16 protein-coding genes are annotated in these 18,053 nt (G+C 60.8%); 14 read left to right on the forward strand and 2 right to left on the reverse strand.

Annotation, left to right across the window (positions count from 1 at the left end):
* Positions 1 to 283: 283 nt before the first annotated feature.
* From JJ869_RS05280 to betI, 7 genes are all read left to right on the forward strand, one after another.
* The gene (locus JJ869_RS05280; protein WP_292265068.1) at positions 284 to 1,546 is read left to right on the forward strand and encodes a malonyl-CoA decarboxylase; all 1,263 of its coding nucleotides are present in this window, start codon (positions 284 to 286) and stop codon (positions 1,544 to 1,546) included.
* Positions 1,543 to 3,075 carry a malonyl-CoA synthase gene (locus JJ869_RS05285; RefSeq protein ID WP_292265069.1) on the forward strand — a complete coding sequence of 511 codons (1,533 nt, stop codon included), beginning with the start codon at positions 1,543 to 1,545 and terminating at the stop codon, positions 3,073 to 3,075. The genes JJ869_RS05280 and JJ869_RS05285 overlap by 4 nt, the downstream gene beginning before the upstream one ends.
* A gap of 98 nt (positions 3,076 to 3,173) precedes the next feature.
* The gene (locus JJ869_RS05290) at positions 3,174 to 4,745 is read left to right on the forward strand and encodes an ABC transporter substrate-binding protein (RefSeq protein WP_292265070.1); all 1,572 of its coding nucleotides are present in this window, start codon (positions 3,174 to 3,176) and stop codon (positions 4,743 to 4,745) included.
* A gap of 102 nt (positions 4,746 to 4,847) precedes the next feature.
* Entirely contained in the window at positions 4,848 to 5,801 is a 954-nt protein-coding gene (locus JJ869_RS05295) for an ABC transporter permease (protein ID WP_292265071.1), read from the forward strand.
* 4 nt (positions 5,802 to 5,805) lie between these two features.
* A complete protein-coding gene (locus JJ869_RS05300; protein ID WP_292265072.1) occupies positions 5,806 to 6,720 on the forward strand; it encodes an ABC transporter permease in 915 nt (304 codons plus the stop codon).
* A 3-nt stretch (positions 6,721 to 6,723) separates the two neighbouring features.
* On the forward strand, positions 6,724 to 8,337 hold the full coding sequence (locus tag JJ869_RS05305; protein WP_292265073.1) for an ABC transporter ATP-binding protein: 1,614 nt from the start codon (positions 6,724 to 6,726) through the stop codon (positions 8,335 to 8,337).
* 184 nt (positions 8,338 to 8,521) lie between these two features.
* Positions 8,522 to 9,205, forward strand: coding sequence for a transcriptional regulator BetI (betI, locus tag JJ869_RS05310; RefSeq protein WP_292265075.1), 684 nt, complete (start codon positions 8,522 to 8,524; stop codon positions 9,203 to 9,205).
* 3 nt (positions 9,206 to 9,208) lie between these two features.
* On the opposite strand, the gene JJ869_RS05315 is transcribed toward betI, so the two are convergent.
* Together JJ869_RS05315 and JJ869_RS05320 are read right to left on the reverse strand one after the other, a co-directional pair.
* Positions 9,209 to 10,117 carry an alpha/beta hydrolase gene (locus JJ869_RS05315; RefSeq protein WP_292265076.1) on the reverse strand — a complete coding sequence of 303 codons (909 nt, stop codon included), beginning with the start codon at positions 10,115 to 10,117 and terminating at the stop codon, positions 9,209 to 9,211.
* A 748-nt stretch (positions 10,118 to 10,865) separates the two neighbouring features.
* Positions 10,866 to 11,105, reverse strand: a complete 240-nt coding sequence (locus JJ869_RS05320; protein WP_292265077.1) for a hypothetical protein — start codon at positions 11,103 to 11,105, stop codon at positions 10,866 to 10,868.
* Positions 11,106 to 11,113: 8 nt separating this feature from the next.
* On the opposite strand from JJ869_RS05320, the gene JJ869_RS05325 reads away from it, so the two are divergent.
* The 7 genes from JJ869_RS05325 to JJ869_RS05355 form a co-directional block, all read left to right on the forward strand.
* Positions 11,114 to 11,587, forward strand: coding sequence for a DUF2182 domain-containing protein (locus JJ869_RS05325; protein ID WP_292265079.1), 474 nt, complete (start codon positions 11,114 to 11,116; stop codon positions 11,585 to 11,587).
* Positions 11,575 to 12,213 carry a DUF1326 domain-containing protein gene (locus JJ869_RS05330; protein WP_292265080.1) on the forward strand — a complete coding sequence of 213 codons (639 nt, stop codon included), beginning with the start codon at positions 11,575 to 11,577 and terminating at the stop codon, positions 12,211 to 12,213. Before JJ869_RS05325 ends, JJ869_RS05330 begins: the two co-directional genes overlap by 13 nt.
* A gap of 2 nt (positions 12,214 to 12,215) precedes the next feature.
* The gene (locus JJ869_RS05335) at positions 12,216 to 13,820 is read left to right on the forward strand and encodes an AMP-binding protein (RefSeq protein ID WP_292265081.1); all 1,605 of its coding nucleotides are present in this window, start codon (positions 12,216 to 12,218) and stop codon (positions 13,818 to 13,820) included.
* Entirely contained in the window at positions 13,817 to 13,993 is a 177-nt protein-coding gene (locus tag JJ869_RS05340; RefSeq protein WP_292265083.1) for a hypothetical protein, read from the forward strand. Before JJ869_RS05335 ends, JJ869_RS05340 begins: the two co-directional genes overlap by 4 nt.
* Complete coding sequence (locus JJ869_RS05345; RefSeq protein WP_292265085.1) at positions 13,990 to 16,317, forward strand: molybdopterin guanine dinucleotide-containing S/N-oxide reductase; 2,328 nt, start codon at positions 13,990 to 13,992, stop codon at positions 16,315 to 16,317. Before JJ869_RS05340 ends, JJ869_RS05345 begins: the two co-directional genes overlap by 4 nt.
* 24 nt (positions 16,318 to 16,341) lie before the next feature.
* Positions 16,342 to 17,541, forward strand: a complete 1,200-nt coding sequence (locus JJ869_RS05350; protein WP_292265087.1) for an aminomethyltransferase family protein — start codon at positions 16,342 to 16,344, stop codon at positions 17,539 to 17,541.
* Positions 17,542 to 17,552: 11 nt separating this feature from the next.
* A partial coding sequence (locus JJ869_RS05355) for an iron-containing alcohol dehydrogenase (protein ID WP_292265089.1) occupies positions 17,553 to 18,053 on the forward strand: 501 nt, incomplete at its 3' end.

Consider the following 18,053-nt stretch of genomic DNA (forward strand, 5'->3'; position numbering starts at 1 on the left):
TGGAGGCGAAGGTTATCCGCCCAGCGGATAGGTTATAAACTGTTGACACAAAATACTGACCGTTAGTAAGTTAATGGAACGGATCGACGGTATCGACGGCCATAGAGTTGGTTTTTCATGGATCATCGAGCCGCAGTGACAGGTCACTCAGGAGGACGGCGATGAACGGAACAGCCAGGCAAGTCCGCAGCATCGGGTTGAACCTTCCTATGCGAAGCTGCGCGGCCGGGGCCATGTCAGACCAATGCCAGGGCTGCAAGCGCAGCCTCAGCAGCATTCCATCATGACGATGTTGGCAGATCTTTTGGCGAGCGTGTTCGACCGCCGCAAAGTCCGACCGATTTCCTTACGGCAGGGCAAGAAATCTCTTGCCGAACTTGCGCGCGAACTCCTGGTGGGGGCTGGGGAAGCCTCAGGGCTAGCCTCGGCTGCAGCGATCCTGTCGGGCTATGCGTGTCTTGACGATGCGGGCAAGCTCACTTTCTTCCGGATGCTAGCAGTCGAGATGAACATCTCGGCGGACAAGGTGCGTCAGGCGTTGAACGCCTATGAAGCTGCACCATCGAAGGTCACCTACCGGGACTTTGCTGCGGCCGCGGAACCGCCTCGACAAGAGTTGATCCGGCGACTGAACAGGGTTCCCGGTGCGACCGGAAGTCTTGTGCGGATGCGGGCCGACCTCTTGCGTCTCGGCAAGGGCGAGCCAGACCTTGAGGCGCTGGATCTGGATTTCCGGCATCTTCTCTCTTCTTGGTTTAATCGTGGTTTTCTGGTTTTACGACCGATCAGCTGGGAAAGCCCTGCGCATGTTCTTGAAAAGATCATAGCCTACGAGGCGGTTCATGCGATCGACAGTTGGGATGACCTGCGGCGGCGACTGGAGCCGTCCGACCGCCGCTGCTTTGCCTTTTTCCATCCTGCAATGCCGGACGAGCCGCTGATTTTCGTCGAGGTTGCGCTGATGCAGGGCATTGCGCAGTCGATCCAGACCCTTCTGGCGGAAGGCCGAGATGTCAGGCTTGCAGAAGAGGCCGATACGGCTGTCTTCTATTCGATTTCGAACTGCCAGCCGGGCCTTGCGGGCATCTCGTTCGGCAACTCGCTGATCAAGCAAGTGGCGGCGGATCTGTCCCAGGAGCTTCCTGAGCTTCGGACGTTCGTGACCCTTTCCCCATTGCCGGGTTTCGCGAGATGGCTGACCGAGACCGGAATGGATGCCCGGGTAGCGGATGGCCCTCTGCTTTGCGCTTATGCCGCCCACTACCTTGTCCATTCGAAGGACCGTGATGGAATGCCGATCGACCCCGTGGCGCGGTTCCACCTCGGCAACGGGGCTATCGTGCATCAGGTCCATGCCGGTGCCGACACGTCGGCGAAGGGCAAGGCACAGTCGGAAGGCCTGATGGTCAATTACCTCTATGACCTTGGCCGGGTGGCGCAGCACCACGAGCTTTTCGCCACGAAAGGCGAGATCGCCCAATCGCCGCAAATTCGGGCGCTATGTGCCGTGGCAGAAAAGGCTCTTCTGCCGGGGAAGAAAGCATGACCAACCCGCTCTACGATCAGCTTTTCGGAAGGCATGTCGGCAAGGGCAATCCATTCCTGCGCCTGGCCGATGGCTCGGTCGTGACCTACGCGGCCTTTCTTGGCCGTGCCGCACAGATGGCGCATGTACTGATGCAAGGCGGTCTGCAGCCCGGCGACCGGCTTGCCGCCCAGGTGCAGAAATCACCCGATGCGCTGGCCCTCTATGCCGCCTGCGTACAGGCGGGCGTTGTGTTCCTGCCCCTGAACACCGCCTACACGACCGACGAACTCAGCTATTTCATCGATGACAGCGGCGCGCGGATGATTGTCTGCGATGCAAAAGTCGCAGGCGCCCTGACGCCCATCGCCACGCGGGCAGGATCAAGACTCGAGACGCTGAACGCGGACGGGTCTGGCACCTTGACGGACAGCGCGCGAGCGATGCCCGAAAGCGTCCAGACCGTAGCGCGCGCGACCGATGACCTGGCGGCGTGGCTTTATACCTCTGGGACGACCGGGCGCTCAAAAGGGGCCATGCTGAGCCAGGGGAACCTTTTGACGAATGCCGCGACACTCGCAAAGGAGTGGCGGTTCACAGCCGAAGATGTCCTGCTGCACGCCCTTCCGATCTTTCACACCCACGGTCTGTTCGTGGCGACCAATGTCACGCTTGTGGCGGGCGCCTCGATGATCTTCCTGCCCCAGTTTAATGTCGACCAGCTTGTCGAGCTGATGCCGCAGTCAACCGTCCTGATGGGGGTGCCGACCTTCTACACGCGGCTGCTTGATCACCCACGTTTCGACCGCAAACTGGCGTCCGGCATGCGCCTGTTCGTGTCCGGCTCAGCCCCGCTGCTGGCCGATACACATGTCCAGTTCGAAGATCGCACCGGCCACCGCATCCTTGAACGCTATGGCATGACCGAAACCAACATGAACACCGCGAACCCTTATGCGGGGAACCGCCGTGCGGGAACAGTCGGCCTGCCGTTGCCGGGGGTGGAGGTAAAGGTCACTGACCCCGACACGAGTGCTACCCTGCCCCGGGGCGCGGTTGGCCAGATCGAGGTGCGCGGGCCTAACGTCTTCAAGGGATACTGGCAGATGCCCGAAAAGACGGCCGCGGAACTGCGGGCCGACGGGTTCTTCATTACCGGCGATCTGGGGAAGATCGACGAAGACGGTTATCTGCACATCCTTGGCCGCAACAAGGACCTGATCATTTCCGGCGGCTACAATATCTACCCCAAGGAAATCGAACTGGTGCTGGATGCACAGCCCGGTGTGCTGGAAAGCGCGGTGATCGGCGTGCCGCACCGTGACCTGGGCGAGACCGCCATCGGGGTGATCGTGGCCAAGCCCGGCGTCCAGCTCAACCTGGACCAGATCATGGCTGCGGTCGAGGTGACGCTCGCGCGGTTCAAGCATCCCAGACGGCTGGTCGTGGTGCCGGAACTGCCGCGCAACACGATGGCCAAGGTGCAGAAGAACATCCTTAGGGAACAATTCAAGGACGTTCCAGGCGATCTGACACGCCAGTCGGCCTAACGAAATCCGGAGGGTTCAGCGCGACCAGAAGCCGGAAAGAGAGGGTGACCTTCGAGGAGTGGGGCACCGCAACAGGAAAACCTAGGGAGGAGAGACTGATGACCAACCATCTGATCGGCCAAGGCGGAATGACCCGCCGAGGTCTCTTGAAAAGCAGCATGGCGATGACGGCGGCAGGGTTGATGCTGCCAGCCGGCATGGCAATGGCACAGGCAGAACCGAAAAAGGGTGGGACCCTACGGATCGGCTTCAACTCGGGCAGCACGGTCGACAATTACGACCCCGGCGTCTGGGATACGAATTTCGTTCAGGTCTTTGCCCAAGCAAGGCACAACTATCTGACAGAAATCGCGGCCGACGGCTCGCTAGTCGGCGAAGTGGCAGAAAGCTGGGAAGCAAGTTCTGACGCCACGACCTGGACGCTGAAGATCCGCCAGGGGATCACCTTCCACAGCGGCGGAACCCTGACGGCTGACGACGTGATTGCATCGATCAATTATCACCGTGGACCAGACAGCACGTCTGCCGCAAAGCCGATCGTCGATCCGATCGTCGAAATGAAGTCAGATGGGCCGAATACGGTCATCGTCACATTGAGCGGCGGGAATGCCGACTTCCCCTATCTCATGTCGGACTATCACCTGCCGATCATGCCCGCTAAAGACGGCAAGATCGATCCGACCTCGTCAGACGGATGCGGCCCGTACAAGGTCGACAGCTTCGAACCCGGTATCAGTGCCTCGCTCAGCAAGCATCAAGGCTACTGGAAAACCGATCGTGGGCACTTCGACGGGCTCTTGCTTCTGGCCCTTCCTGATCCCGTGGCGCGGCAGAACGCACTGCTTACCGGTGAGGTCGACGTCATCAACCAGGTTGACCTGACGACGGTCTCGATGATGGCCCGCAACAGCGCGATCCGCATACTTTCGGTGACCGGCAACCAGCACTTCTGTTTCCCGATGGACACGCGGGCAGCGCCCTTCAATGACAACAACGTCCGGCTTGCACTCAAGCATGCGCTGGACCGCCAGGAGATGGTCGACAAGATCCTGTACGGCTACGGCGCTGTCGGGAACGACAACCCGATCGGGCCGACACAGCAATACTATGCTGCCGATCTGCCGGTGAACAGCTATGATCCGGACAAGGCCAAATTCTATCTGGGACAAGCGGGACTGACGTCACTCGATGTCCCCCTTTGGGTGGCCGAGGCTGGCTTTACCGGCGCGACGGATTCCGGCACGCTCTATGCTGAACGCGCGAAAGCGGCCGGCATCAACATCACCGTCGAACGCGCACCGAACGACGGCTATTGGAGCAACGTCTGGATGCAGAAGCCGTGGTGCGCCTCGTACTGGGGCGGCCGCGCGACCTGCGACTGGATGTTCTCGACCGCCTATGCGGCAGGCGCACCCTGGAACGAAAGCTACTGGGACAACGAGCGGTTCAACACCTTGCTGCTGCAGGGGCGTTCAGAACTCGACGATGCCAAGCGGGGCGAGATCTATCACGAGATGCAGGCCATCGTGTCGAACGAGGGCGGCGTGGTGATCCCGATGTTCGCAAGCTTTGTCATGGGTGTCTCGAACGCGGTCGCGACACCTGATGTGGTCGGCGCAAACTGGGACCTGGACGGGTTCCGGGCGGTGGAGCGCTGGTGGTTCGCCTGATCCACACCGTCAATTGAACAGGCTCCGGCGGGGATAGCTCGCCGGAGCGTTTCGGGCGTTGCGGCATCAAGACCGCAAGAGAAAAACAATCGGGGGGATGGGATGCACGGCATTTGGACAATGATCAGGCAGCGGCTGCTGCTGGGCATGTTAACCCTGTTCATCATTTCGGCTGTGATCTTCGGGGCCACCGAGCTTCTGCCGGGCGACCTCGCGCGTGAGCTGTTGGGTCAGTCAGCGACCGAAGAAACCCTTGCAGCACTTCGCGAGCAATTGGGCCTGAACGAGTCCGCTCCGGTCCGCTACTGGAACTGGCTGACAGGCGTGCTCCACGGCGATTTTGGCATGTCGATGGCAACCAACAAGCCGATCTCGGAACTGGTTGGCACACGGTTGGGCAATACGCTTTTTCTGGCCCTTTATGCCGCTGCCTTGGCTGTGCCGATCTCGCTGACACTGGGCGTGTTGGCTGCGCTCTGGCGCAATTCGATCTTTGACCGGGCGTCGAACGCGCTGGCGTTGACGGCGATTTCCTTTCCCGAGTTCTTCGTAGCCTACATCTTGATCCTTTGGCTGGCGCAGTCGGGGATTTTCCCATCGATGGTGCGCATGACCGAAGCAACGACCACGCTCGATTTCCTTTACATGGCCTTCCTGCCCGCTCTCACGCTGACCCTTGTTGTCACCGCCCACATGATGCGGATGACACGAGCCGCGATCATCAACCTGCTGGCCAGCCCCTACATCGAGATGGCGCGGCTGAAGGGCATGTCGCCGATGCGCGTGGTTCTACGACATGCGGTGCCGAACGCGCTTGCGCCCATCATCAACGTGGTGGCGCTGAACCTTGCCTATCTCATTACCGGTGTCGTCGTTGTCGAGGTGGTCTTTGTCTATCCCGGCCTTGGCCAATTGATGATCGACGCGGTGACCAATCGCGACATCCCGGTTGTGCAAGCGATCGCACTGATCTTTGCCTGCGCCTACGTCCTGCTCAATCTTCTTGCGGATGTGCTCTCCACGATCACCAACCCGCGCCTGATGCACAGGAAATAGGGACATGCCCATTCTATTTTCCATCGTCGTCGGAATTGCGCTGTTCTTCATGATCGGTTTTGTCGCTCGCGCCCTCCTGCAAGCGTTTGCCCCAGCGCATCTGAAGCCAACGTTCCGCGACACCCCGCTTACGGCCTGCTTCGGATTATCCGTTATTCTGCTCTATGTTGTCGTCGCCATCTTTGCCCCAATGATCGCCCCCTTTGGTGAGGGTGAGGTTCTTGGTGCCCAGTTCTTGCCGTGGGCATCCCCCCACTATCTCGGCACCGACAAGCTGGGTCGAGATATGTTGACCAGGCTGATCTATGGCGCGCGCAACACCGTGGGCATCGCTTTCGCCACCACTGCCCTTTCATTCTTTGTGGGGTCGTTTCTTGGAATATGGGCGGCGCTCGCCGGGGGCTGGCTTGACCAATGGTTGTCGCGCTTTGTTGACGCGCTGATGGCCATTCCTGCCCTGATCTTGTCTCTTCTCCTGCTCACAATTTTCGGGACATCGGTATTGACACTCATTCTTGTGATCGCCGCTGTCGATGCGACCCGCGTCTACCGGCTGGCGCGTTCGGTCGCCCAAGGTATCGTCGTGATGGACTATATCGAGGCCGCGCGTCTGCGCGGCGAAGGCATGTGGCGGCTGGTCCGGCGTGAAATCCTGCCCAACGCGGTGGCGCCCCTGGTGGCCGAGTTCGGCCTGCGCTTCTGTTTCGTGTTCCTGTCGATCTCGGCGCTGTCATTTCTCGGCCTTGGGATCAAGCCGCCCACTGCCGACTGGGGCAGCATGGTGCGCGAGAATGCAACGCTGATCACCTTTGGCGATATCACCCCCCTTCTGCCCGCAGGGGCGATCGCCCTTCTGACCGTGGCTGTGAACTTTGTCGTCGACTGGCAACTTCACCGCGCCAGCGGACTGAAAGAGTGAACCATGGAAGAAGACCCGCTCCTCACCATTACGGATCTGCGGATCGAAGGCCGCTCAGGCGAGCTGTGGCACCCGATCGTCAAAGGCGTAAACCTGAGTTTGCGCCGCGGCGAGGTTCTTGGCCTGATCGGTGAATCTGGGGCGGGCAAGTCGACACTTGGCCTTGCCGCCATGGGCTTTGCCCGCGACGGCTGCCGTATAGCGGGCGGCTCCATCGATTTTGACGGCATCAACTTGCGCACCGCCCCCGAGGCACAGCGGCGAAGCCTGCGGGGCAAGCGCATCGCCTATGTCGCACAGTCGGCGGCGGCTAGTTTCAACCCCGCGCACAAGTTGATCGACCAATATTGCGAATGCCCTGTCGTCCATGGCGTAATGCCACGGGAGCAGGCCGAAGCGGACGCGTTCGAGCTTTACCGCCGCATGCGCCTACCGAACCCCGAGGCGATCGGCTTCCGATATCCACATCAGGTGTCAGGCGGGCAATTGCAGCGGGCGATGACGGCGATGGCGATGGCGTGTCGGCCCGACCTGATCATATTTGACGAACCGACGACCGCATTGGACGTCACCACCCAGATCGAGGTTCTCGCCGCGATCCGCGATATCGTCCGGCAGTTCGGTACTGCTGCCATCTACATCACGCATGACCTTGCCGTGGTTGCCCAAATGGCCGATCGGATCAAGGTTTTGCTTCGTGGCCACGAGGTAGAGGAGGCCGATACCCGCTCCATGCTGGCGGCACCACGCGAGGCGTATACGAAAAGCCTCTGGGCCGTGCGCAGCTTTGCGCGCGCCGAACGGCCACCAGCGACGGGAACGCCCGTTGTTTCGGTGCGCAATGTGACGGCGGGTTATGGTGCGGTTGACGTGCTGAAGGATGTCAGCTTTGACATCCATCACCGCCGCACCGTGGCCGTCGTGGGCGAAAGCGGATCGGGCAAGTCGACGACGGCGCGGGTGATCACTGGCCTTCTGCCGCCGCGCAAAGGTGAGGTGCTGTTCAACGGCAAGGTGCTGCCCCCCAACTTCAAGGTCCGGAGCCGCGAGGAACTGCGCCAGTGTCAGATGATCTACCAGATGGCCGACACCGCGCTGAACCCCAAGCTGCGCCTGCGCGAGCTGATCGGGCGACCGGCCGAGATGTATCTGGGGCTGAAGGGAAAGGCGCTGGACTCCCGCATCCGCGATCTTCTGGCGCTGATCGAACTGGAACCGGACACGTTCATCGACCGCCTGCCGTCCGAACTTTCAGGCGGACAGAAGCAGCGCATCGGCATTGCCCGGGCACTGGCCGCCGAGCCGCAGCTGATCATCTGCGATGAAGTAACCAGCGCACTCGACCAGATCGTGCAGGAGGGCATCCTGAAGCTGCTCGACCGCCTGCAGGCCGAGTTGAATTTGGCCTACATGTTCATCACCCATGACCTTGCTACGGTGAAATCCATCGCCGACGAGGTCGTGGTGATGCAGCGCGGCGTCGTGGTCGAACGCGGCCCCAAGGCCGCGCTCTTTGCCGAGCCAAAAGAGGAATACACAAACCTTCTTCTCTCCTCCGTGCCCGAAATGGACCCGGACTGGTTGAACCGCCTGCTCGCCGCGCGCGCGGGCCAATGAACGCAAGCTTGATGCTTGCAGTCATTCAGGCATCTGGCTGTCCCGCATAACAGGAAGGGCATCCGGGGTTCGCGCAGAGTCAGGTTCTTTTCTTTCAGTAAGTATTTGATTACTCTGGTTCAAGGTCGTTGTGTTGCTCGGGATTTCCGATCCCTGGACACGAACTTAGAAGGGGTGCCTCAAATTGCGATCAAGGTCGATCCGCACGATCCGACGCGCCGAACTGTCCATGGCGGCGTTCGAGGCTGTCGTCCTCTATGGGCTGCGCGGCACGACGCTTGAGAAGGTCGGTGAAATCGCGGGCGTATCCAAGGGCGTCGTGCTGCACCATTTCAAGGACAAGGGCTCTTTGCTTGAGGCCGTGATCCGCCGCACCAATGGCATGCTCAGTACGTCTTTGGTCGAACTCTACCGGCACGCCGAGACACCCTATGAACGGCTTTGGGCCGTCATCATCGCGAATTTCCACGAGTCGATCTTTAATCAGGCCGTCTGTCAGGCATGGGTATCGCTGATGGCAGAGGTTCCCCACAACCGTGAGAGCCAGCGCGTGCAGACCGCCAACTACGCCCGCGTGGCCAGCAATTTTGCCCATGAATTAAAGCACTTCGTTCCAAGGGAAGAAGCAAGAACCATTGCGCGCCACCTCAACTTGCTGATCGACGGCATCTGGGTGCGGGTTGGCTCTCGTGTCGAACCTCTCGACGGGGCGCAGTCGATCGGCGATCTTGAATACGAGTTGATGAAGTTCTTGCCCACGGACGAAAAGAGCCTCGCAAAACACAAAGCAGCGCGTGAAAAGATGGAGAACGTCGCGCGCATAGCGCTCGGGACGCGCGCTTTTCTTGAAAATTCCATCTCGCGCTGACAGTCAGCCACAAGCCATGCCCCGCGTCAGATGGTCAGCAATCCGGGCGATGGATTGCCGCGCTTCGGGCAGGTCATCGTACCACTCAAAGACGTGCCAAAGCCCTTCCCAGACCTGCAGATCAACCGTCACCCCGCAGTCGCGCAGCCTTTGCGACATCTGCACGGCTTGGCTGAGCAACAGGTCGCGGGTTCCCGTGGTGATCAGGAAAGGCGGGAAGCTGCGGTCAAACGCGCCGCAGACCGGCGAGATCAGCGGCTGGTCCATCTTGTTTGCACCAGCATAGTAGCGCGCTGCCAGATCGGAATTGGCCCGCGTCAGGGTCGGGTCACGGCCGTCGTTGAAGGTAAGGCTGTCGCCTGTGTTTCTCAGATCGCACCACGGCGACAAAAGAGCCGCAGCGCCCGGCAGGCGCAAACCTTCGGCCTTGGCCTTGAGCATCCAGGCAAGCGACAGGTTGCCCCCGGCGGATTCCCCACAGACAGCAAAAGGCTTTCCGGCGATTTCGCGGTAAACGGCAAAACCATCGTCAAGGGCTGCCGGCCAGGGATGTTCCGGGGCCAGCCGATAATCGGGCACGATAACACGCGCGCCGGTCAAGGCCGAAAGTGGGGCAATGACCGGCAGGTCCTCCTCTGGGCTGCCTTCCACCATTCCGCCGCCGAAGGCGTAAAGGATGGGCCAGTTCACCGCCAAATTCCGTGGACGCACCACCAGACAGCGCACACCGCCATGGATTGCCTCATCCATTGTCACGGCATGGGCCTGGCAGATGCGCTGAGCCTCGGCCATTGCAATGGACTTCGCCTTTGCGCGCAAACCGGGAAGGTTCCCGGCTGATCTGTCGCGGGACCTGATCCCCTTGTCGAGGAAATTCAGAACCTCGTCGCTTAGTCCAAGTGGCGACTGCATCGCGGGAACCTTGTTCTGGCTGCTCTTTCAAGCGGAAGTATTCTTTCTATCTGTGGTAAGAAAAATGACCGATGGTCAATAAATACTTGGGCCTGAACACTACAGATCCCTCCTGTGCCGAGACGGTCATCGTCAGTTAGGCCAGAGCCAATTGCATCCGTGCCCGTGCGCAAGGCGCGCGACCGCTCACCTCCGGCTGAGCAATGGGCAAAGCATGCCATAGGCTCGTCTCTTGGCGTTACATGAGGGGGGAAAGAGGCTGTCCCGATCATCATGACGATAGGTGAGGAGCACGAACCCAGATTTGGCAATCAGACCCCGGTCAGGGGCAAGACTCCTACGCTTCAGGCCATAATTTAATCATTGACACAAATTACTGACCATTGGTAAGTTTTTAGGCGTGATGAAGCAAAAGCCGGTTCCCTGTTCAGGCCGAACGCCATGAGCTTACCACCCGACAAAAGCGTCCCTTGGCGTAAACCAACAACGGCCTTGAAACCCATGAAACCAGCGGAGCAAGACGTGTTTTCCTTCCAACCCAACACGTGTATCAGACCGTCCCCATTCTTCGAGGCTGTCCTGATTGATGCCCCAGTTCCTGTGGGCACTGAGGTCACGCTGGCCCGTGCGAATGGGCTGACAACCACCAAACTCGTTGAGATTGCGTTCCTGTGATGCAGGGCCAGCCCCCATTGCTGTCGACCAATCCGCCTGCAGCCTTTGGCCGCCGGCTGTTCTGGCTGGGCCTTTATGCTGCCATCCTGATGGGATGGGCGGGCCTGATGCAGATGACGGCCTCGCCCATACCGGGCCTTACGGCGTCCGAATACTGGGCCGCCTTGTGCATCTCGGCTGAAAATGCCGATCCTTTGGCGCTGATCGCGATGTGGGGTTTGATGTCGGCGGCAATGATGCTGCCGACCTTTGTGCCCGCCGTGCGGGTCTTTGGCGAGTTGGGGGCAGCCCAGGCTAGCAATGGGGCCAGCATGGTCGCGCTTGTCGGGATATGGCGCGGTATGGCTCGTGTTTTCCATCCTTGCGGCAGGCTTGCAACTGGGGCTTGCCAAGGCGGGCGCGATGACCGGGGCTGGGCAGAGCTTGTCGCCCTGGGTGTCGGTTGGGCTTCTGGCGGCAGCCGGGGCCTATCAGTTCAGCACCGCAAAAGAAGCCTGCCTATCAAAGTGCCGCCACCCTCTGATGTTCTTCGTGGAACATTGGGCGCCGGGGTTGGAGCCCGCCTTCGCCATGGGCGCGCGACTTGGGGTCTGGTGCGTGGGCTGCTGCTGGCTTTTGATGCTGCTTGGCCTCATCGGCGGCGCGATGAACCTGATGTGGATGGGGGCCGCCACCCTGTTCATGGTTTTCGAAAAGCTGCCCGAAATCGGGCGTTATCTGACCCGACCGCTTGGCGTGGCGCTGATGATCGGCGCTGCGGTGCAAGTCGTCTCTGTTTTCTCATGGGGAGCATGAAGATGTCCGCGACCATGCCAGAGTGGCGTCTGAAAGGTGAACTGATCCTGAACTGCAACTGCACGGTATTCTGCCCCTGCGTGGTTAGTCTTGGCAAGCATCCCCCGACCGAAGGATACTGTCAGGCCTGGATGGGCGTGCGCATCGACGAGGGCCATTTCGACGGCGAGAACCTTGGTGGCCTCAACATCGGCATGATGCTGGATATTCCGGGCAACATGGGGCGCGGCAACTGGAAAGCGGCCGCCTACATCGACGAAAGGGCGTCCGAAAAGGCGTATGGCGGCCTGGTCGATGTCTTCTCGGGCAAGGTGCGGGGCACCACAGGCCTGTTCTCGATGCTGGTATCCGAATTTCTGGGCGCACAGCGCGCTCCAGTCGTCTTTGAGACGGAGGGCCGCAAGCGCCGCCTGATGGTCGGAAAATTCATCCAAGGCGAGGTCGAGCCGATCGGCGGCCCTGACCCGGACAAAGAGGTGATCGTCACCAATACCGGATATTGGATGGGCCCCGACATCACAATTGCCATGGCCAACAGGGGCAAGGTTCGCGCCCATGGCCGGGTCTGGGATTTCGACGGCCGCTCCGCCGAGATCTGCCAGATCGACTGGCACGGGCCGAACTGACCATGCGCGCGCATTTCGATGCCCCGCAATGGGGCGAGGCAAACCATGTGGCCCTGTCACCGCTGTCCTTTCTGCAAAGGGCCGCAATTGTCTATGGGAACCTTCCAGCAAGCACGTTCGGTGGTGTGACACGCACATGGGCCGAAGTGGCGCTGCGCGTTCGGTCTGTCGCGGCAGGGCTGGCCGCGCGCGGGATCGGGCTGGGTGATACAGTGTCTGTCCTGTCGCCGAACTGTCCGGAACTGTTCGAGTTGCACTACGCCGTGCCCTTGGCGGGGGCGGTTCTGAACACGATCAACACACGGCTGGAGCCAGAAACCGTCGCCTATATCCTTGACCATTCAGACTGCCGTCTGGTGCTGGCAGACACCACACTTGCGCCACTGTTGCGGGCGGCTTTCGCGCTGATGGGACGGGCGCTGCCGATCATCGACATTGGCCATGGTGCGGGGTTTGGCGAGACCGGCTATGACGCGCTCGTGGCGGCAATTCCGATGGAGTGGGCGCTGCCTGCGGATGAAGGACAGGCGATCACGCTGAACTATACGTCGGGAACGTCGGGCAGGCCCAAGGGCGTGATCTATCACCACCGCGGGGCCTACCTGATGGCATTGGGCACGGTCGCCGGTTGGTCCTTGCCGCAGCGACCGACCTATCTGTCGGTGGTACCGATGTTCCACTGCAACGGCTGGAACCACCCCTGGGCCATGGCCATTGTTGGCGGGCACATGATCTTTGCCGCCGACATGGCGCCGGAGACCTTGTTGCAGGCCATGAAAGATCATGGCGTAACGCATCTGGGCGCGGCCCCGGTCATATTGCAGATGCTGTGTGAAAGCCCCACCGCCGTGCCGTTCTCGCCAAGGGTCAAGGTCATGACCGCCGGCGCGCCACCTCCGCCTTCCGTGCTGGAAAAGGCGGCGGCAATTGGGCTGGAGGTGATGCAGGTCTATGGGCTGACCGAAACCTACGGTCATATCTCGCAATGCCTGTGGCAGGACGATTGGTCAGACCTTGCGCCCGCCGAACAGGCCGCAAAGCAGGCGATGCAGGGCGTGGCCTTTCCGATGGTCGAAGGCATCCGCGTGGTCGACCGCGACACCGGCCAAAACGTGCGTCCCGATGGTCTGACGCAGGGCGAAATCGCCATTCGCGGCAATACCGTGATGAAGGGCTATTACAAGGACCCTACCGCCACCGAAGCTGCCTTCCGTGATGGCTGGTTCTGGTCGGGCGACGCTGCCGTCGTCCATCCAGACGGCTACATCCAGATCCGTGACCGGCTGAAGGACGTGATCATTTCAGGCGGCGAAAATGTTTCGTCGGTCGAGGTTGAGGCCGTCCTGTACCGCCATCCGGCGATCAAGGCGGCCGCTGTCGTAGCCCGGCCTCATGAACGCTGGGGTGAGGCACCTTGCGCTTTTGTCGAACTGCGCGAGGGCGCGAAGACGACCGAGGCAGAGGTGATCGCCTTCTGCCGCAGCCACCTCGCGGGGTTCAAGACACCCAAATCTGTGGTGTTCCAGGAGCTTCCGAAAACCGCCACCGGAAAGATCCAGAAATTCATTCTGCGCGATACGGCACGCGCGCTTGGGTCTTTGGTATGATGGCCGCACTCTTCATGGAAAGGGGTTTGGTGCTGACCGATCCGGTCAAGCTGACCGACGGAGTCGTCGGCCAATGCCGGATCGCCAACCTTGCCATGGCAGTCATCGCCAACCGCATGACCAACGGATGCAGCCGGAAGCGTCAGGCAGCTTTTGGATTGGGGCTCAGATGACCCACAAAGACACATTGCCCCTGACCAGCACGCATTGGGGCACCTACCGGGCCCGCGTGTCGAACGGAAAGGTTCAGGAGCTTTACGGCTTTGAGGCAGATGCCGATCCCTCTCCCATCGGGCGGGGCATTCTGGACGTGCAGGATGGTCCGACGCGGATCGACAGCCCCATGGTGCGGGCGAGCTGGCTTGAGGGTGGCCCCGGCAGCCACACGGACCGGCGCGGCACCGACCCCTTCGTGGCGGTAAGCTGGAACGAGGCCAATCAGCTGGTTGCAAACGAACTTGCGCGGGTAAAGGGCGCTTTCGGTAACCAAGCCATCTTCGGCGGCTCCTACGGCTGGGCCAGCGCAGGGCGCTTTCACCATGCCCAAAGCCAGCTGCATCGCTTTCTGAACTGCATTGGCGGCTACACGCGGTCAAAGCACACCTACAGTTTTGCCGCGGCCGAAGCGATGATTCCGCACGTTCTGGGCAGCTACCGTGCCTTCCTTGACACCTGCACCAGTTGGGACGTGATCCGCGACAGCACGGATTTGCTGGTTTGCTTCGGCGGCATCCCCCTGAAGAATGGACAGATCTGCCAAGGCGGAACGGGGCGGCATATACAGCGCGAGGGTTTGCTGGCCGCCCATGCGGCCGGGGTACGTTTCGTCAACATCAGCCCGATCCGGTCTGACTTGCTGGAAGACCTGGGCGGAGACTGGCTCGCCCCCGTTCCCAATACGGATGTCGCCATCATGCTGGCCCTGGCGCATACTCTGCATATCGAAGGGCTTTGCGACCGGGACTTCCTTGATCGCTACACGACCGGGTTTGAGCGATTCCTGCCTTATCTGCTTGGGCAGACGGATGGAGTTCCGAAAACCGCAGACTGGGCGGCAGCGATCAGCGAGATCCCGGCGGAAACCTTGCGCGAACTTGCGCGGCGCATGGCGGCGGGTCGCACGATGATCTCCGTCAGCTGGTCCCTGACCCGACAGGACCATGGCGAACAGCCGTTCTGGGCCGCCATAACGCTTGCCGCCATGTTGGGCCAGATCGGCCTTCCGGGTGGCGGGTTCGGATTTGGCTACAGTGCCACCAACCACATTGGCGGCCAGTTTACGGTATTGCCGGGCGCGGCCTTTCCGCAGGCCCGCAATATGATGGAGAGCTTTATTCCGGTGGCGCGGATCAGCGACATGCTGCTTCATCCCGGTGCCCCATTCGACTTTGACGGCGCGCGCTATTCCTATCCCGATATCCGGCTGGTCTGGTGGGCGGGCGGCAACCCGTTCCATCATCATCAGGACCTCAACCGGATGATGCAGGCTTGGGCGCGGCCGGAAACCATCATCGTGAACGAGTGGTGCTGGAACGCACTGGCGAAGCGCGCGGATATCGTCCTGCCCTGTACGATCCCGCTGGAACGACAAGACATCGCGCTGACGCCACGCGATCCTTTCATGATCGCCATGTCCAAGCTGATCGAGCCCTACGGTCAGGCGCGCGATGACTTCGATATCTTTGCCGGAATCGCCAAGGAAATGGGTGTCGTAGACGCCTTCACCGACGGCCGCAGCGCTGAAGAATGGCAACGCTGGATCTATGACGAAACGCGGGAACGCGCCCGGGCGGTCGCGATCGAGATGCCTGATTACGCACAGTTCCGCCAGGATGGCTGGTTCAAGGTCGACCCGCCCGCCGAGCCAACGATCATGCTGCGGGACTTCCGCGCCGACCCGTCAGCGCATCCGTTGGCCACCCCGAGTGGCAAGATCGAGATCTACTCGGAAACGGTTGCAAGTTTTGGTTACGAGGACTGCCCCGGACATCCGACCTGGATGCAACCTTACGAGTGGCTGGGGGAGGGCGACGGACGCCACCCGCTGCACCTGATCTCAAATCAGCCGGAGACAAAGCTGCACAGCCAGCTTGATCACGGAAGCCACAGCCGGGCGGCCAAGATCGCAGGACGCGAGCCGATACACATCCATCCCCACGATGCAGCTGCCCGAGGGCTTGCCAATGGGGATATTGTCCGGGTCTGGAATGATCGCGGAGCTTGTCTGGCAGGGGTCCGCATTGACGACAGCATCCGGGCCGGCGTCGTGCAGATGAGTACCGGCGCTTGGTACGACCCGGCCAATCCAAGCAAACCCGGCAGCCTTTGCAAGCATGGCAATCCAAACGTGCTAACCCGCGACAAGGGCACGTCACGCCTTGGTCAGGGACCGACTGCGCATTCTTGCCTTGTCGAGATCGCGCGCTTTGAAGGGACCGCCCCCCCAGTTACCGCGCATGAACCGCCGGTCATCCTGCGGCCTGCCTCATCCGCTTAGTTTGTCCAAAGAAAGGACTATAAATTGGCCAGCCTACAAGAAGCCTCCGACCTGCAGAATGTGGTCACGATCAGTGCCCGCCGTTTCGAGGAATCGCCATTCATTGCGCGGACGGCAAATCCCGCGATGATCCGCGGCGTCTATGCCGACCGCTTCTTTCCCATCTATCTGGGAGAGGATGTGATCGAGAAATATTGGGCCCTCCGCCAGCGGGCACTGATCTTCGACGTTCCTGAAAAGCCTGTCGAGATCGCCGGCCCGGACGCGGTGCCGTTTCTTGAGCGGGTTTTGTCGCGCCGGGTATCAACGATGCGGGAAGGTCGCGGCTATTATGCCATCGCTTGCACGCCGCAAGGTGGTGTCTTCATGGATGGCGTCGTGTTCCGTCTTGGGCAAGACCGGTTCTGGTATGTTCAAGCCGACGGCCCCTTCGAGACTTGGCTGATCGCCCATAGCGGCGGGTTCGATGTGTCGATCTCTGACCCGAAGTCGAGGGTCCTGCAGATTCAGGGTCCGGCCTCAATCGACATCATGAAGGCGGCATCCGGCGGTGCCATCGATGATACGATGGGCTATTTCCGGTCGGGCTTTTTCGATCTGGGCGGGCAGACACTTTATGTCTCGCGCACGGGTTTCACCAACGAACTCGGGTTCGAGATCTACACGGATGGCCAAAGGACGGATCACCTAGCCCTTTGGGACCACCTTATGTCATGTGGGGCACCTCACGGTCTAGAGTTTTCGTCAGCCCGAGCGATGACCATCCGCCGGATCGAGGGTGGAATTCTTGGGAACCTGTCCGACATCGATACATCCATGACCCCGTTCGAGGCCGGGCTCGGGCCGTTCGTTGACATGGAAAAGGGCGATTTCATCGGACGGAGCGCGCTGGTCGACCGCGACCGTCGCCCCGTCTTGTTCGGGATCACCTGCCAGACCGCAGTTCCGGCTGCAGGGAGCGTAATCCTTGATGCGGATCGTACCGTCGGACGCATTACGGCAGGGGTTCCTTCACCTACGCTCGGCTGTGGTGTGGGCTACGCCCGCTTTTTCGCACCCGACGACTGGATCGGACGCACTATGCGTTTCTCTTTGCCAAATGGCGAAACGCATGAAGGCCAGATTGTCGATCTGCCTTTCTTCGACAAGGAAAAGCACATCGTCCGGGGCATTGACCGTCAGATCCCCGCGCGCCGGGCCTCCATGCCATTTGACGCAAGATAGAAAGCAGCATCATGACCATTGCCGAGACCATCGCACCCACCAGTGACGACCCGACGATGTTGGCCGCGCATGATTGGGGTTTTCCGGTGCCGATTGCTTATGGGCCTGGTCGGCTGGCCGAAATCGGGGAGCGCTGCTTTGGCCTCGGCCTCCGCAATCCTTTGATCGTCACGGATCACGGCAGCCGTGACTTGCCCTTCATCGGGCGGTTGCAGACCCTGCTTCAAGATGCAGGGCTAAAGGCGGCCCTTTTCTCGAATATTTCCCCCAACCCGGTGGACGGCGAGATCGGGGCGGGCCGGGCGGCTTTCCTTGCGGGCGGCCATGATGCGATCATCGCGATCGGTGGCGGCAGTGCCATGGATGGTGGCAAGGCGATATGCCTGACGGCCGGCAACGATCTTGATCTCTGGTCCTTCGAGTACGAACAACCGGTGCCGGCCATGGCGCGGGGCCACACCTTTCCGACGCTGATCACTATCCCGACCACTGCTGGCACTGGGGCCGAAACC

It is taken from the genome of Marivita sp. (genome assembly GCF_017643905.1).
Taxonomy (GTDB): domain Bacteria; phylum Pseudomonadota; class Alphaproteobacteria; order Rhodobacterales; family Rhodobacteraceae; genus Marivita.

Excerpts from the sequence above, each read along its gene's own strand:
- JJ869_RS05345 (WP_292265085.1), top strand. The coding sequence starts at position 13,990 with ATGACCCACAAAGACACATTGCCCCTGACCAGCACGCATTGGGGCACC.
- JJ869_RS05305 (WP_292265073.1), top strand. The coding sequence starts at position 6,724 with ATGGAAGAAGACCCGCTCCTCACCATTACGGATCTGCGGATCGAAGGC.
- JJ869_RS05280 (WP_292265068.1), top strand. The coding sequence starts at position 284 with ATGACGATGTTGGCAGATCTTTTGGCGAGCGTGTTCGACCGCCGCAAA.
- JJ869_RS05300 (WP_292265072.1), top strand. The coding sequence starts at position 5,806 with ATGCCCATTCTATTTTCCATCGTCGTCGGAATTGCGCTGTTCTTCATG.
- JJ869_RS05290 (WP_292265070.1), top strand. The coding sequence starts at position 3,174 with ATGACCAACCATCTGATCGGCCAAGGCGGAATGACCCGCCGAGGTCTC.
- JJ869_RS05315 (WP_292265076.1), bottom strand. The coding sequence starts at position 10,117 with ATGCAGTCGCCACTTGGACTAAGCGACGAGGTTCTGAATTTCCTCGAC.
- JJ869_RS05295 (WP_292265071.1), top strand. The coding sequence starts at position 4,848 with ATGCACGGCATTTGGACAATGATCAGGCAGCGGCTGCTGCTGGGCATG.
- JJ869_RS05340 (WP_292265083.1), top strand. The coding sequence starts at position 13,817 with ATGATGGCCGCACTCTTCATGGAAAGGGGTTTGGTGCTGACCGATCCG.
- JJ869_RS05335 (WP_292265081.1), top strand. The coding sequence starts at position 12,216 with ATGCGCGCGCATTTCGATGCCCCGCAATGGGGCGAGGCAAACCATGTG.
- JJ869_RS05285 (WP_292265069.1), top strand. The coding sequence starts at position 1,543 with ATGACCAACCCGCTCTACGATCAGCTTTTCGGAAGGCATGTCGGCAAG.
- JJ869_RS05330 (WP_292265080.1), top strand. The coding sequence starts at position 11,575 with ATGGGGAGCATGAAGATGTCCGCGACCATGCCAGAGTGGCGTCTGAAA.
- JJ869_RS05320 (WP_292265077.1), bottom strand. The coding sequence starts at position 11,105 with ATGCTGGCCCCATTGCTAGCCTGGGCTGCCCCCAACTCGCCAAAGACC.